Here is a 14,791-nt window from a genome sequence, read left to right as displayed (position 1 = left end):
GTGGTTGTCATAGCCAGCGGCCGGAGGACTGACTTAGGATCGCCTGGTACCTCCCCTCCCCGACAAGGATGTGGAGATTGTAAGCGAGGGACGCCGATGATGCACCGCCGAGCCTTTCTGACCGGATCGGCCGCCGCGCTGGCGCTGACGCCGTTCGCGCTGGAGGCACGCGTCCTCGCCCCGCGCGGCGATACGCTGAGCGCGCCGGTCGAGATTGTCGACGACGTCCACGGCGTGCCGCATGTCCGCGCGGCGTCGATCCCCGATGCCTATTACGGACAAGGCTATGTCGTCGCGCGCGACCGGCTGTTCCAGATCGACCTCGCCCACCGCCGCGAGCTGGGCCGGCTGGCCGAGGCCTATGGCGAGGAGTTCGCGAAGCACGACGCGACCGCGCGGCTGTTCCATTATCGCGGCGACCTGAACGCCGAACTGCGCCGCATCCCCGCCGACGTACTGGCCTGCGCCCGCGCCTATATCGCCGGGATCAACGCGCGGATCGACGAGGTGCTGGCCGATCCCACGCTGTTGCCGCAGGAATATGCGATCCTGGGCGTCCAGCCGATCAAATGGGCGATCGAGGACATGGTGCTGGCGCGCGGCAGCTCGATCGGCAATGCCGATGACGAGATCCGCCGCGCGCAACTGGCGGCGATCGGGATGCTGGAACTGGACGCAATCGTCGCGCCGTTGCGCCCGAACTGGCAGATGACGGTGCCGGCCGGACTGGACGCGGGCGCGGTGTCGCCCGCTGATCTGGGCGTGCTGCGGCATGGCGGCCTGCCCTTCGGTCCCGACACGCCGGTGCGCGATCCCGCCGAGGGGCCGGCCGAGCGCGCCAATGCCGGCAGCAATGCCTGGACCGTCGCCGGGAACCGCACCACGACCGGGCGACCGATCCTCGCCAACGATCCGCATCTGGGCATTGGCGGCTTCGGACCGCGCCATGTCGTGCATCTGACCGCGCCGGGGCTGGACGTGATCGGCGGCGGCGCGCCGGGGCTGCCGGGCATCATGCAGGGCCATACCGATCGCTTCGCGTTCGGGCGGACCAATTTCCATATCGACCAGCAGGACCTGTTCATCCTCGAACTCGATCCTGCCGATCCCGAACGATACCGCCATGACGGCGGCTGGAAACGGTTCAAGCGGGTCGAGGTGGCGATCCCGGTCAAGGGCAGCGCGCCCTACGTCGCGACGCTGCGCTATGCGGTGCAAGGGCCGGTGGTGATGCATGACCCGGCGAAGCGGCGCGCGAGCGTGCTGGCGTCGATCGCGATGCAGCCGGGCGGCGGCGGATCGTTCGCGATGATCGCCATCAACCTCGCGCGCGACTGGGCATCGCTTCGCAAGGCGTTCCGCCTGCACCCCTCGCCGACCAATTTCCACTATGCCGATATCGACGGTAATACCGGGTGGCAGGTGATCGGCTTCGCGCCGGTGCGCAAACAGGGCGACGGGTTGCTGCCGGTGCCGGGCGACGGTCGCTTCGACTGGACGGGGATGCGCGATTTCACCGCGCTGCATAATGAATACAACCCCAAAAAAGGCTGGTTCGCATCGGCCAACCAGAACAACCTGCCCGCCGACTGGCCACGCGACCGAATCCCCGCCTTCTCGTTCCGCGCGCCCTATCGCTACGAACGGATCGCCGAGGTGCTGTCGAACCAGCCCCGGCACAGCATCGCCGACAGCGTGGCGTTGCAATATGACGTGGTGTCGACCCCGGCACGGCAGTTGCTGGCGATGCTGCCTGCCGCCCCCTCCCCCGCCGGCGACATGCTGCGCGGCTGGGACGGGCGGCTGGCGGCGGACAGCGGCCCGGCGGCGCTGTTCGAAATCCTGTGGCGCGACCTGTCGCAGCGGATGCTGGCGGCGATCGTGCCGGCAAAGGCCAAGGCGCTGGTGACCGAGATCGATCCGTCGGTCCTGCTGGGGCGGCTGCCGCAACACCCCTCGATCCTGCGCGATGCCCTATCCGCCTCATGGGAAACGGCGCAGACCCTGCTCGGACGCGATCCGGCGACATGGCGCTGGGGAAGGCTGCATCAGGTTCGGATCGCGCATCCCCTTTCCCGCATTCCCGCCATCGCCGCCGCCTTTCCCCCGATCGAGGGTGGTGGGTCGGGCGGCGACAGCTTCACGGTCATGGCCCGCTGGCTGGGCGACGGCCCCGGCTGGCGCGTCGGCGGCGGGGCGAGCTATATGCAGGTCATCGATGTCGGCGCGTGGGACAATTCGCTGTTCCTGAACCTGCCCGGCCAGTCGAACGATCCGCGATCGCCCTATTATCGCGACCAATATGCGCCATGGATCGAAGGGCGGATGCTGCCGATGCTGTTCAGCCGCGCGGCGATCGATGGCAAGGTCGCGCGCCGGACGATGTTGAAGGGGAAGAACCGATGACTCGCCTGCCGCTGATCGCCCTGTGCGCGCTGCTGATCGGAGCCGCGCCCGCTGCCGATATCGTGATCCGGGGCGGTACCATCTACGACGGCAGCACGGGACAGCCGATCACCGGCGATGTCGAGATCAAGGGCGACCGCATCGTCTATGTCGGGCAGTCGCGGGGCACGCAGGCGGCGCAGATCGTCGATGCGCGGGGGCAGATCGTGGCACCGGGCTTCATCGACGCGCATACCCATGCCGACAGCTATATCCGATCGCCCGATGCGACCGCGCGGCTCAACCTGCCGTGGCTGGCGCAGGGGGTGTCGACGATCGTCATCGGCGTCGACGGATACGGCACGCCCGACGTCGCCGAGGACGCCGCCGCGCTGACCAAGGCGGGTATCGGCACCAATGTCGCGCCGTTCATCGGCTTCGGTGCGGTGCGCGGGCGCGTGCTGGGACAGGACGACCGCGCCCCCTCGCCCGCCGAACTCGCCAAGGAGAAAGCCTTGGTGGCCAAGGGCATGTGCGCGGGTGCCTATGGCCTGTCGACCGGGCTGTTCTACGCGCCCCAAAGCTTCGCCAAGACCGACGAAGTCGTCGCGGTCGCGCGCGAGGCGGCGATCCGCGGCGGCATGTACGACACGCACCAGCGCGACGAATCCAACTATACGATCGGCCTTATCAACTCGACGAAGGAAGCGATCGAGATCGGGCGACAGGCCGGCATGCCGGTCCATTTCGCGCACCTGAAGGCGCTGGGCGTCGATGTGCAGGGCAAGGCGCCCGAGCTGATCGCGGTGATCGAGGCGGCACGGAAGGCGGGACAGAACGTCACCGCCGACCAATATCCATGGCTGGCATCCGGATCGAGTGTCGACGCCGCGCTCGTGCCGCGCTGGGCCAATGACGGCGGCTACCCGAAACTGATCGCACGGTTCGACGATCCTGCGACGCTGGCGCGGATCAAGGTCGAGATGGCCGAGAACCTCCGCCGTCGCGGCGGCAAGGAATCGCTGCTGCTGACCAGCGCGAACATGCCGTGGACCGGCAAGACTTTGGGGCAGATGGCCGACCAATGGGGCGTCGATCCGGTAGACGCCGCGATCCGCATCCTGAAGGTCGCCGATGCTACCGGCAACGAGCCGGCGGGCGTCTCGGTCGCCAGCTTCAACATGATCGATGCCGATGTCGACCGGATCATGCGCCAGCCCTGGGTCGTGACCAGTTCGGACGGATCGAACGGCCACCCCCGCCAATATGCGACCTTTTCCCGCAAATATCAGGTCTATGTCCGCGAGCGGAAGGTGCTGACGCTCGGCCAGTTCATCCACCAGTCGACCGGGGCGACCGCCGACATGTACCGGATGGACGGGCGCGGTTATCTGAAACCGGGTCGCTATGCCGATGTCGTCGTGTTCGATCCCGTAGGCTATGCGCCGAAAGCCGATTATGTGCATCCGCGGGTGCCGAGTGCCGGGGTCAAGGCACTGTTCGTGAACGGCAAGCTGGTGCTGCGGGACGGGGCGACCACTGGCGCCGCGCCGGGGCGGGTGTTGTTGCGACCGGTGCCGAAGCAGTGTCCGGTCAACTAACCGTCACCCCAGCGCAGGCTGGGGTCTCCAGCGGCGAGGCGCGCGCTTCATTACCGGGAGATTCCAGCCTGCGCTGGGACGACGCTGTTGGCGAATGACGGACCATAGCCCCGATCTATAGGTCGGCCTTTCGCCACGATACGGTCACCCGCCCGCCCCCGCCCTATCCCATCGTCCCGACAGCCAGCAGGTGCGCGATGATCCCCGGACCCTTCCTCCTCTATCTCGGCCATTCCGACGACGCGGTCGGTATCAAGACGTCGCGCGGGGTCGCCGCCTTTCGCCCGGACGAGTGCGTCGGCGAATGGCGGCACGACGACTGTCCGCTGACGCTCGGCCTGCCGCGGATGGATGCGGCCGAGGGGGGCGCGGCGGGGGCAAAGACGCTGATCCTCGGTATCGCCAATGCCGGTGGAACGATGGGCGAGGCGCTGGTGCAGGACGCGCTGGCGGCGATCGCGCAGGGCATGCACGTCGCCTCGGGCCTGCACCAGCGACTGCGCGACGTGCCGCAGATCGTCGAGGCGGCGCGACAGGCCAATGTGCAGCTGTTCGACGTGCGCGATCCGCCCGCCAACCTGCCCGTCGGCAATGGCAAGCGCCGCGCGGGCAACCGACTGCTGACCGTCGGCACCGATTGCTCGGTCGGCAAGATGTACACCACGCTCGCGCTCCACACAGCGATGGTCGCGCGCGGGATCCGGGCAGATTTCCGCGCGACCGGACAGACCGGCATCCTGATCGCCGGGTCGGGCGTGCCGGTCGACGCGGTGGTCGCCGACTTCATCTCGGGCGCGATCGAGACGATCACCCCGGCGCGGAGCGATGACGGCTGGGACCTGATCGAGGGGCAGGGTTCGCTGTTCCACCCGTCCTTCGCCGGGGTGTCGACCGGGCTGCTCCACGGCGCCCAGCCCCGCGCGATCGTGCTGTGCCACGATCCGTCGCGCGAACATATGCGCGGCCTGCCGCATTACGGTCTGCCCGACCTCGCCACCTGCCTTGCCGCCAACCTCTCGGTCGCGCGGCTGACCAGCCGCGAGGTGCAGGCAGTCGGCGTCGCGCTCAACACCGCCAAGCTGGGCGAGGACGAAGCCCGCGCGCTGTGCGCCGAAACCGGCGCGGCACTCGGCCTGCCGTGCACCGATCCCTATCGCTTCGGTGCGGACCCGATCATCGACTGGATGCAGACATGCTTCGACATCTCGACGTCGCCCATGACCGTTTCGGCCTGAGTACCCCGTTCCGCATCTCGCGCGGGGTCAAGACGGCGGCCGATGTCGTCACGGTAACGATCGCGCAGGGCGAGGTGACGGGGCGCGGCGAGGCGGTGCCCTATGGCCGCTATGGTGAGACGATCGACGGCACCCTTACCGCGATCCGCGCGATCGCCCCGGCGATCGCTGCGGGGATGACCCGCGCCGAGCTTGCCGGCCTGTTGCCGGCGGGGGCGGCGCGCAACGCGGTCGACTGTGCGCTATGGGATTTGGAAGCGCGGCTCGCGGGGACCAGCGTCGCCGCGCTGGCCGGTCTCCCCGAACCAGCCGCCCTGCCCTCCGCCATCACTATCGGCCTCGATCATCCCGACGCGATGGCCCGCGCGGCGGCGAGGCACGCGCACGTCCCGCTGCTCAAGGTCAAGGTCGATCGCAGCGACCCCCACGCGCAGATCGCCGCCGTCCGCGCCGCCGCGCCCGCCCCCCGGCTGATCGTCGATCCCAATGAAAGCTGGACGATCGACACGCTCGAAGCGCTCAAGCCGCATCTGGCCGAATGGCGCGTCAACCTGCTCGAACAGCCGCTGCCGGCGGGCGAGGACGGCGCGCTGGCTGGCTTCGACAGTCCGGTGCCGGTGTGCGCCGACGAAGCGCTCCACACCGCCGCCGATCTCAATGGACTGAAGGGCCGCTACGACGTGGTCAACATCAAGCTCGACAAGACCGGCGGCTTGACCGAAGCCCTGACCCTCGCGAACACGGCGCGGGCGAAGGGGTTTGGGTTGATGATCGGGTGCATGGTGTGTTCGTCGCTGGGGATCGCTCCGGCGATGCTGCTGGGGGGACAGGCCGCGTTCGTCGATCTCGACGGACCATTGTGGCTCAGCGACGACCGCCCGGGCGGCGTGACCGACCGGAACGGCATGTTGTCGCCGCCCGCCCCCGGTTTCTGGGGCAGCTGATGCGCGGCTGGTTCGCGATCCCGCTGTGGCAGCGCGTCGTCGGCGCCCTCCTGCTCGGCATCGCGATCGGGCTGTTGTGGCCACAGGGCGCGGCGGCGATCAAGATCGTCGGCGACCTGTTCGTCCGGCTCATCAAGATGCTGGTCGTGCCGGTGGTGCTCATCACCATCGCCGCGGGCATCGCCTCCTTGGGCGATCCGCGCCGGCTGGGCGGGATCGGCGGGCGGACCGTGGCGCTGTTCGCTTTCACCACGCTGATCGCAGTGTCGATCGGCATGGGCTTCGGCCTGTTGCTGCAACCGGGCAGCGGCATCGTGCTGGCCGGGGTCGCGCCGCATGTTCTGGGACCGGCGGTGACGCCCGCCGACCAACTGCTCGGCATCGTGCCGGTCAACATCATCGATGCGCTGGCGAAGGGCGACATGCTCGCCATCATCTTCGTCGCGGTGTTGCTCGGCATCGCCAGCGTCGTGTCGGGCGAAGCGGGCAAGCCGGTCGTCGCGCTGTTGCAGGGGCTGGCGGCCGTCCTGCTCCACCTCGTCCGCATCGTGATGGAGGTCACGCCGTTCGGCGTACTGGCACTGATCGCCAATGCGGTTGCGGGCAGCGGCATGGCGGTCTTCGTCCATGTCGGCTGGCTGGCGCTGTGCGTCATCCTCGCCTCGCTCACGCAGATGGCGTTTCATGCCGGGCTGCTGCGCTTCGTCGCGCGGTTGCCGGTGGTGCGCTTCTTTCGCGGGATCGTCGATGCACTGATCGTCGCCTTCTCGACCGCCTCCTCCTCCGCGACGCTGCCGGTCGCGCTGCGCGTGGCGCAGGACAATTTGGGCATCGCCCGCCCGATCGCCTCGACCGTGCTGCCGCTGGGTGCCAGCATCGGCAAGGACGGGACGGCGATGTATGTCGGGCTGCTCGGCCAGTTCGCGTTGCAGGCGCTGGGCATCGTTCCCGACGCATGGATGCTCTGCGTCATGCTGCTGACCGGTGCGCTCGCCGCGTTCGGCACCGCGCCGGTCCCCTCCGCCTCGCTGTTCATGCTGGCGGCGATGCTGGGCGCGGTCGGGGTCGGTGCCGAACAGACGGCGCTGGTCGTCGGGCTGGTGCTGCCGTTCGACCGGCTGCTCGACATGACGCGCACCGTCCCCTCGGCCAGCGCCAACCTGACCGTCGCGACGCTGGTCGCGCGGGCCGAACATGGGCTGGACGAGGCGCGCTATCGCGGCCACACACGCTCATGAATTTGCGCCATATTGAAATCTTCCACGCGGTCTATGTCAACGGATCGGTCAGTGCCGCCGCCCGCGCGCTCAACATCTCGCAGCCTTCGGTCTCGAAGACGCTGCGCCATGCCGAGACGCTGCTCGGCTTCGAACTGTTCCAGCGCACCAACAGCCGCCTAGTCCCCACCGAAGACGCCCACGCCCTGTTCGGCGACGTGGCGGACATTCAGGAACGGGTGCGGGCGCTGCGCGAGGCGGGCCGCAACCTGCGCACCGGCGGCGGCGCGACGCTGCGCATCTCGGCACTGCCCAGTCTCGCGCTCGGCGCGCTGCCGACCGCCGCCGCGCGCTTCATGGCGCGCCGGCCGGAGGTTCGCTTCGACCTGCAGACCGTCCATCACGACGACCTGTTGCGCAAGCTGTACGAGCGCGAGACCGATATCGCCATCGCCGCCGAAGTCCCGCGCGGCGCGCCGCTCGGCAAAGTCTGGCTCGGCGAGGGCGAACTGGTCGTGCTCTACCGCGAAACCGACCTGCCCGACGCCCCGCCGCGCATCGAACTGCCGATGCTGGTCGGGCGACCGTTCATCACGCTCGCCGCCAGCGGCCCGATCGGCCAGTTGTTCGCGCAGGAGCTCGACCGGCTGGGGCTCGAACTCAACGACATCGCCTCGGCCCGCACCTTCTACATCGCCGCCGCGCTGGTCCGCACGGGCATGGGGTTCAGCGTCGTCGACAATTTCACCGCCGAAGCCTCGCTCGCCGACGGCCTCGCGATGCGCCCGCTCAAACCCTCGCTGACCTTCGACGTGCACGCCATGCACCTGCTGGACCGCCCGCCCAGTGCGCTCGCCAGCGAGTTTCTGGGCGTGCTAAGCGCGGTGATCGAGGGGCCGTGAGAAGTGAGTGGCCTTGCTCGACAGTGTAGCAATTTCTGCCAAGCCGTTCGTGCTGAGTAGGGGCTGAGCGAAGTCGAAGACCCGTATCGAAGCACCGGCCACCGTCCTTCGATACGCCGCTTCGACAGGCTCAGCGGCTACTCAGGACGAACGGGTGTGCGGAACAGCATGGTTAGATGAGAAGGAGCACCGATCGGTCTGCTTTCCTACAACCCGCCGCCTCGCTACCCTATGCAGGTTCTTTCCAACCGTCATAACGCACCCAAACGCAACGCCGGTACGAAACCGTCGCAAGTGTGACGTTTGTGACCTTTGGCGCCAGCCCGCTACCTAACCCATTGATCCAACGTCGAACCCCGCCACCACCGCATCCCCCACCGCCGGCCGCAATTCGAAGATCCCACTGTCGAAATGCCGCGTCGGATGCACCCGGTTGGTCAGCAGCGTCCATGCCAGCCCGCGCTCGAAATCGACCCACAGCCCGGTCCCAGTAAAGCCGGTATGGCCGATCGTCCCGGCCGAGCACGCCTGCCCGCCCGACCAGCCGGGAAAGCGGTACTCCCACCCCGCCGTCCGGTGCCCCTGCACCGACGTCCGGATCGCCGCCAGCATCGCCGCCGATGCCCCCGTCCCGTCGAGCAGCCCGGCGGCGAAGTCGAGCACCCCGTCGACCGTCCCGAACAGTCCGGCATGGCCGGTCCGCCCGCCCATCGCGAAGCAATTCTCGTCATGCACTTCGCCCTTGAGCACCCGCCCCCGCCACTGGCAATGCTCGGTCGCGACCGCCGGTCCCGGCGGCGGCCCCCAGCTCAGTCCCGGACCCAAGGGCAGCGCGTCCAGCCCCGCACCGATGATCCGCTCGACCGCGATGCCGAGCAGGATGAAATTGATGTCCGAATAGACCGGCGGTCCGTGCCGCCATTCCCGCTGCAACACGAACGCCCGCAGCCGCGCCGGATCGTCGCCATAGGTATAGATCGGCTCGACCGCGGGCAGGAAGGTGCGATGGACCAGGCAGTCGCGGAACGTCAGCCGCCGCTCCGCCGCCCCCGCGACATCATATTGCCGCAGGTCGGGGATCGCATCGGTCAGCGGCCGGTCGAGGTCGATCCGTCCTTCGTCCGCCAGTTGCAGGACGAAGCGGGTGGTCGCGATCACCTTGCTGACCGACGCCAGGTCGAACCAGTGGTCGCGGGTCAGCGGCTCAGGCGCCGGCACCCGCTGCGCGAGGCCGGCGACGCGCACCGATCGCGTTCCGTCAGCGGTGACGATGCCGAGCGTCGCGCCCGCGATCCGTCCATCTGCGACATACCGCTCGGCTTCGGCAAAGGCCCGGTCGATCATGCGTCATCCTCCCGCGCGCGGATCTTCGCCAGCAGCGGCAGGAACGGGATCGCCGCCAGGCTGACCGCCCCCGACAGCAGGAAGAAGCCGTCATAGCCGATTACCCCGACCATCGATCCCCCTGCGCCTGCCAGCATCCGCGGCAACAGGAACGCAAAGCCGGTCAGGAACGCATATTGCGCGCCGGGATAGCGCGGGTTCACCAGCAGCGAGAGATAGACGACGAACACCGCGCCCGCGAACCCGTTGCCGAACTGGTCGAGCCCGGTCGCGACATACAGCACGCCCTCGCTCACTTGCTGGTGCGCCAGCCAGACGAAGCCGAAATTGCCGATCGCCGCGACCACTGCGCCGACCGCCAGCGCCCAGCCCATCGGCCGCCGCGTCACCATCCAGCCGCCCAAGCCCACCCCGACCATGCTCGCCACCAGCGCGACCACGCCGTCCGCCCGCCCGATCTGGCTGAGCGAATAACCCAGCTCCTTGATCATCGGCTTCGACAGGTTCAGCGCCAGCACGTCGCCCATCCGGTACAGCGACACGAACGCCATCAGCAGGATCGCGGCATACTGGTACCGCCAGAAGAAATCGACATAGGGCCCGATCGCGGTCGAGGTGCGGATCGGCGCGCTCGGCGGAGCCTTGCGGATCCACGGCAGCGCGGCGGCCATGGCGAGGAACGGGACCATGCACAGCCCCAGCACCCAGGGGGTGACGTTGCTTTTCGCATCGATGCCGATCGACGCCGCCGCCTGCAACAGTAGATAGCCGATCGCCGCCGTCACCGCCGCCGCGATGCCGAGGATCGCCGCCCCGCCCAGCACCCCGGTCGTCAGCGCCACCATCCGCCCGCCGCCGCGCCCTTCCTCCGGCCGCATCGCGACCAGGATCGGGAACGGCAGGAACGCCGCCACCGCGATCGCCAGATAGGCGAGCGCCCAGCCGCCGCTGTCGGCCAGCAACAGCGCCCCGCTGCCCGCCGCGACCATCGCGCTGCGATAGCCCCACAGGTTCGCGGCGACGATCGGCCCCTGCTGATCCTGCGTCGGGAACAGCTCGATCCGCCACGCATCGGCCGCCACCTCCAGCGTGGTGGTCCAGAAGGCGAGCAGCACCGCGAACAGCGCGGTCAGCGGCAGCGACGCATCGTCCGACGTCCACGCCATCGCCGCCATCGCGGTGCCGATGCCCAGCTGCGCCAGCATGATCCACCCGCGCCTTTTGCCCCAGAAGCGCGCGAACCCCGGCACGTCATAGCGGTCGAGCAGCGGCGCCCACACGAACTTCAGCGTCGGCAGCAGCTGCACCCACGCAAAGAAGCCGAGCACGGTCAGCGCCACGCCATGCGCCTGCAACCGCAGCACCAGCACCGTCGAGAACATGTAGAAGGGCAGCCCGGCGGCAAAGCCGAGCAACCCATAGACCAGCATCGCCCGCCGCGGCGGCAGCGGCGAATGCGATGGGACCGCGGCAGTGGCGGATGCGGTCATGGCGGCTCCGGTCGTGACAAAGGTCGAACCTCCGCCGATCGAACGGGCGCGTCAACCGGGCGATGGCTAGCGGCGCGACCATGGCTGCATTCCAGTCCCCATCGGTCGTGCCGGAGCGGGCGGGGTCCGTTGCCACCGCGGCAACGAAATGGGCTTTCCCACCGCTGGTCCGTCAGACACCTCGCGCGTCGGTTACGCCCCGGCCATCGCCGCCATCGTTACATAATCCAGCTTCCCCGTGCCCAGCACCGGCAGCGCCGCGACCACCCGCACGTCGCGCGGCAGGGCCAGTTCGGCGACACCGTTCGCCCGCCCCCATGTCGACAATTCCCCGGCCGTCGCGCCGGGCTGCGTCGTAAACAGCACCAGTTGCTCGCCCTTCTTCGCATCGGGCCGCGTCACCACCGCATGTTCGGCGCCGGGCCACAGTTTCGCGGCATAGCCTTCGACCGCCGGCAACGAGACCATCTCGCCGCCGATCTTGGCAAAGCGCTTCGCCCGCCCGCGGATCGTCACGAACCCGGCATCATCGATCGTGACGATATCGCCGGTATCGTGCCAGCCATCGGCCGGCGGCTGCACCATGCCGGGCGCCTCGACCTTCAGATATCCGGCCATCACGTTCGGCCCCCGGATCGCCAGCCGCGCGCCGTCGGCAATGCCCGGTACCGGCTCCAGCCGCGCCTCGATCCCCGGCAGCAGCCGCCCGACGCTGCCGGCGCGGAAATGCATCGGCGTGTTGACCGCGATCACCGGCGCCGCCTCGGTCGCGCCATAGCCTTCCATGATGCGCAGCCCGAACTTCTCGGCATAGGTCGCCCGCGTCTCCGGCCGCACGCGCTCGGCACCGGCGAAGATGTAGCGCAGCGCATAGAAATCATAGCCATGCGCCATCCGGGCATAGCCCGACAGGAAGGTGTCGGTCCCGAACAGGATCGTCGCATTGGCGTCATAGGCGAGCGCCGGCACGATCCGGTAGTGCAGCGGGCTCGGGTACAGCACCGTCTTCACCCCCGACAGGATCGGCAGCAGCGTGCCGCCGGTAAGCCCGAAGCTGTGGAACACCGGCAGCGCGTTCAGCACCGTGTCCGCGCGGTTGAAATCGATCCGCGAGGAGAGTTGCAGGCAGTTGCTGAGCAGATTGCGATGGGTCAGCACCACCCCCTTCGGCACGCCCTCCGATCCGCTGGTAAACAGGATGACGGCGGGCGCATCCGCCGATACCCGTAGCCGCCGGTGCAGCCGTCCCGCCATCCGCGACCGGACCAGCGCGACCAGCTTGGCCCACGCGCCGATGCCTTCCCGAATATCCTCCAGATAGCGGACCTTAATCCCCTTGCCCGCCAGTCCCGCGACGACCTCGCCCAACTTCGCTTGCTCGATGAACGCCCGGGCGGTGACGATCGTGCGCACCTTCGCCGCCGTGCACGCCACGCGCATGTTGGCTAGGCCGGCGGTATAGTTCAGCATCGCCGGCACCCGCCCCATCGCCTGCAACGCAAAGAAGGTCGCGACCACGCCATTGACGTTGGGCAGCAGCACGCCGACCGCCTCGCCCTGCGCCGTCCCCTTCGCCAAGGGACGGGCAAGCGCCTGCGTCCCCGTCACCAGCCGGTCATAGGTCAGCGGCACCCGCTGCACATCCTCGACCACGTCCATGTTGGCACCGTGCAGGTGCCGCGCATCGATCAGTGCGTCGTACAGCGTTCGGTCGGTGTCCGACGTCGCGAAGATCATCTCGCTCATCACGTCGTACAGCCGCCGCCCCGCGATCGCCCGCCGCTCGCGCGCGCTCAACCCTTCCGGCAGGTCGAAGCGACGCGGCGGCAGCACGGTCAGTTCGATTGTCGGGAACCAGTGCAACCGTGCCTTGCCCTTCAACCGGCTGAAACGGGTATATTGCGCCCCATCGATCCGCACCGGCACGATCGGCGCATCGCCGCGGTCGGCGACCATGCCGGGGCCGTCGAACACCTTCATCAGCGCGCCGGTGACGGTGATCCGGCCTTCGGGGAAGATTACCAGCGTCCGCCCTTCGCGCACGGCCTTCACCATCGCCTTGGCCGACATCGGGTTGGTCGGATCGACCGGAAACGCATCGAACAGCTTCAGCAGCGGCTGCATCCACCACGCCCGCGCGAACCGGCTGTGAATCGCAAAGGTCGGCTTGCCCGGCAGGAATGCCGCCAGCAACAGCCCGTCGAGGAACGAGACGTGATTGACCACCACCACTGCGCGCTCGCCCGGCAGTGGCATGTTCCCGGCACCATGTACCTTTACCCGATATGCCAGCCGCAGCGCGCCACGCACCACCGACTTGAACACCGTCTCGGGCAGCAGCCAGCACGATATCAGCGCAATCGACAGCGTCGCGAAGCCCAGCGCGCCGAAGATGCCGGGCACGCTGCTCCCACCCGCCAGCATCGCCGTCACCACCGCGACCATCACGACCGTGACGATGGCATTGATGATGTTGTTCGCGGCGATGATCTGCGACCGTTTTTCCGGCGCGCTCCACGTCTGGAGAATGGCGTAGAGCGGCACCACGAACACCCCGCCACTAAGCGCGATGCCGGCAAGGTCGATCAGCAGGTGCCAGCTGCCCGGCGTCGCCATGAACGCGGCGATATCCGCGCCCGGCGTCACGACCACGAACCGGCGCGACGTGATCCATGCATCGATCAGGAACACCGCCAGCCCGATCGCCGCGATCGGCACATAGCGCGCCGACACTTCGCCCTTCAGCAGGCGATTGACCAGCAGCGACCCAACCGCGACGAACAGGCTGAACACCGCCAGGAACAGCGTTACCACCTCCGGCGCGGCGTTCAGCGTGCCGGCGACCAGCGGTGCGAATTCCGACAGCAAGACCGCACCGACCGAAAAGAACCAGCTGATGCCGAGGATCGCCAGCCACACGCCGCGTCCGCCATGCGCCGCGCGCAGGATCGCGGCGGTGCTGCGAAACGGGTTCAGGCCGATCAGCATGTCGGGCGCGGCCGATGGGGCGGACGGCACCGCCAGCGCCGCCAGAAACCCCAGCACCGCCACACCGAACGCGACCAGCCCCGCTTCCCATGGCGGAATGATCCCGCCCAGCAACTGACCGGTCAGGATCGCGACGAACGTCCCCGCCTCGACCAGCCCGGTTCCACCCATCAATTCCTCACGGCGCAGATGCTGCGGCAGGATCGAATATTTGACCGGTCCGAAGATCGTCGAATGCACCCCCATCAGGAACAGGCAGGTCAGCAGCACCGGCACCGACTGGAACCAGAACCCGGCCACCGCCAGCGCCATGATCGCGATCTCGGCCGCCTTCACCGCACGGATCAGCCACGCCTTGTTCCACGCATCCGCCATCTGCCCGGCAAGGCCCGAAAACAGGAAGTACGGCAGAATGAACAGCCCGGTCGACACCGTCGCCAGCGTCGCCGCCTGTGCCGGATCGGCGCGGTACAGCGTGAAATTCGCAAGGAACAGCAACGCGAATTTCAGCAGATTGTCATTCATCGCGCCCAGAAACTGGACGACGAACAACGGTGCATAGCTGCGCTTGGTCAGCAGCGAGAAATCGGGCGCGGACATCCATTCCCCCATCGGGATGCCGGACAGCGAAACAGGCACAGGCCCGCCCCCGAATCACGGCGACGGGGTCAGACTAGCAGAAAAA

The 14,791-nt window shown here is 68.3% G+C and carries 9 protein-coding genes; 6 read left to right on the top strand and 3 right to left on the bottom strand.

The features are described 5' to 3' along the window. Nucleotides 1–96: 96 nt before the first annotated feature. From ACTHQV_RS00885 to ACTHQV_RS00860, 6 genes are all read left to right on the top strand, one after another. A complete protein-coding gene (locus tag ACTHQV_RS00885) occupies nt 97–2,406 on the top strand; it encodes a penicillin acylase family protein (protein ID WP_440487907.1) in 2,310 nt (769 codons plus the stop codon). Then, a complete protein-coding gene (locus ACTHQV_RS00880) occupies nt 2,403–3,986 on the top strand; it encodes an N-acyl-D-amino-acid deacylase family protein (protein WP_440487906.1) in 1,584 nt (527 codons plus the stop codon). The genes ACTHQV_RS00885 and ACTHQV_RS00880 overlap by 4 nt, the downstream gene beginning before the upstream one ends. Before the next feature lie 197 nt (nt 3,987–4,183). After that, complete coding sequence (gene dgcN, locus ACTHQV_RS00875; RefSeq protein WP_440487905.1) at nt 4,184–5,221, top strand: N-acetyltransferase DgcN; 1,038 nt, start codon at nt 4,184–4,186, stop codon at nt 5,219–5,221. After that, nucleotides 5,179–6,165, top strand: coding sequence for an N-acetyl-D-Glu racemase DgcA (dgcA, locus tag ACTHQV_RS00870; protein WP_440487904.1), 987 nt, complete (start codon nt 5,179–5,181; stop codon nt 6,163–6,165). The genes dgcN and dgcA overlap by 43 nt, the downstream gene beginning before the upstream one ends. Continuing rightward, a complete protein-coding gene (locus ACTHQV_RS00865; RefSeq protein WP_440487903.1) occupies nt 6,165–7,403 on the top strand; it encodes a dicarboxylate/amino acid:cation symporter in 1,239 nt (412 codons plus the stop codon). Before dgcA ends, ACTHQV_RS00865 begins: the two co-directional genes overlap by 1 nt. Then, on the top strand, nt 7,400–8,284 hold the full coding sequence (locus tag ACTHQV_RS00860; RefSeq protein WP_440487902.1) for a LysR family transcriptional regulator: 885 nt from the start codon (nt 7,400–7,402) through the stop codon (nt 8,282–8,284). Before ACTHQV_RS00865 ends, ACTHQV_RS00860 begins: the two co-directional genes overlap by 4 nt. Nucleotides 8,285–8,614: 330 nt before the next feature. Here ACTHQV_RS00860 and ACTHQV_RS00855 read toward each other — a convergent pair whose 3' ends face one another. The 3 genes from ACTHQV_RS00855 to ACTHQV_RS00845 all read right to left on the bottom strand — a co-directional run bounded on the left by ACTHQV_RS00855 (nt 8,615) and on the right by ACTHQV_RS00845 (nt 14,706). Continuing rightward, a complete protein-coding gene (locus ACTHQV_RS00855) occupies nt 8,615–9,628 on the bottom strand; it encodes a serine hydrolase domain-containing protein (RefSeq protein WP_440487901.1) in 1,014 nt (337 codons plus the stop codon). After that, a complete protein-coding gene (locus ACTHQV_RS00850) occupies nt 9,625–11,118 on the bottom strand; it encodes a permease (RefSeq protein ID WP_440487900.1) in 1,494 nt (497 codons plus the stop codon). The genes ACTHQV_RS00855 and ACTHQV_RS00850 overlap by 4 nt, the downstream gene beginning before the upstream one ends. Nucleotides 11,119–11,310: 192 nt before the next feature. Next, a complete protein-coding gene (locus ACTHQV_RS00845) occupies nt 11,311–14,706 on the bottom strand; it encodes an acyl-[ACP]--phospholipid O-acyltransferase (RefSeq protein ID WP_440487899.1) in 3,396 nt (1,131 codons plus the stop codon). Nucleotides 14,707–14,791: the final 85 nt, after the last annotated feature.

The organism is Sphingomonas sp. SAFR-052, from assembly GCF_051965015.1.
Classification (GTDB): Bacteria; Pseudomonadota; Alphaproteobacteria; order Sphingomonadales; family Sphingomonadaceae; genus Sphingomonas.
This window is presented reverse-complemented; position numbering and strand designations above follow the sequence as displayed.

What these genes read in the sequence shown, in the direction of transcription:
- dgcN (WP_440487905.1), top strand. Translation starts at nt 4,184, where the DNA reads ATGATCCCCGGACCCTTCCTCCTCTATCTCGGCCATTCCGACGACGCG.
- ACTHQV_RS00865 (WP_440487903.1), top strand. Translation starts at nt 6,165, where the DNA reads ATGCGCGGCTGGTTCGCGATCCCGCTGTGGCAGCGCGTCGTCGGCGCC.
- ACTHQV_RS00855 (WP_440487901.1), bottom strand. Translation starts at nt 9,628, where the DNA reads ATGATCGACCGGGCCTTTGCCGAAGCCGAGCGGTATGTCGCAGATGGA.
- ACTHQV_RS00880 (WP_440487906.1), top strand. Translation starts at nt 2,403, where the DNA reads ATGACTCGCCTGCCGCTGATCGCCCTGTGCGCGCTGCTGATCGGAGCC.
- ACTHQV_RS00845 (WP_440487899.1), bottom strand. Translation starts at nt 14,706, where the DNA reads ATGTCCGCGCCCGATTTCTCGCTGCTGACCAAGCGCAGCTATGCACCG.
- ACTHQV_RS00885 (WP_440487907.1), top strand. Translation starts at nt 97, where the DNA reads ATGATGCACCGCCGAGCCTTTCTGACCGGATCGGCCGCCGCGCTGGCG.
- ACTHQV_RS00850 (WP_440487900.1), bottom strand. Translation starts at nt 11,118, where the DNA reads ATGACCGCATCCGCCACTGCCGCGGTCCCATCGCATTCGCCGCTGCCG.
- dgcA (WP_440487904.1), top strand. Translation starts at nt 5,179, where the DNA reads ATGCTTCGACATCTCGACGTCGCCCATGACCGTTTCGGCCTGAGTACC.
- ACTHQV_RS00860 (WP_440487902.1), top strand. Translation starts at nt 7,400, where the DNA reads ATGAATTTGCGCCATATTGAAATCTTCCACGCGGTCTATGTCAACGGA.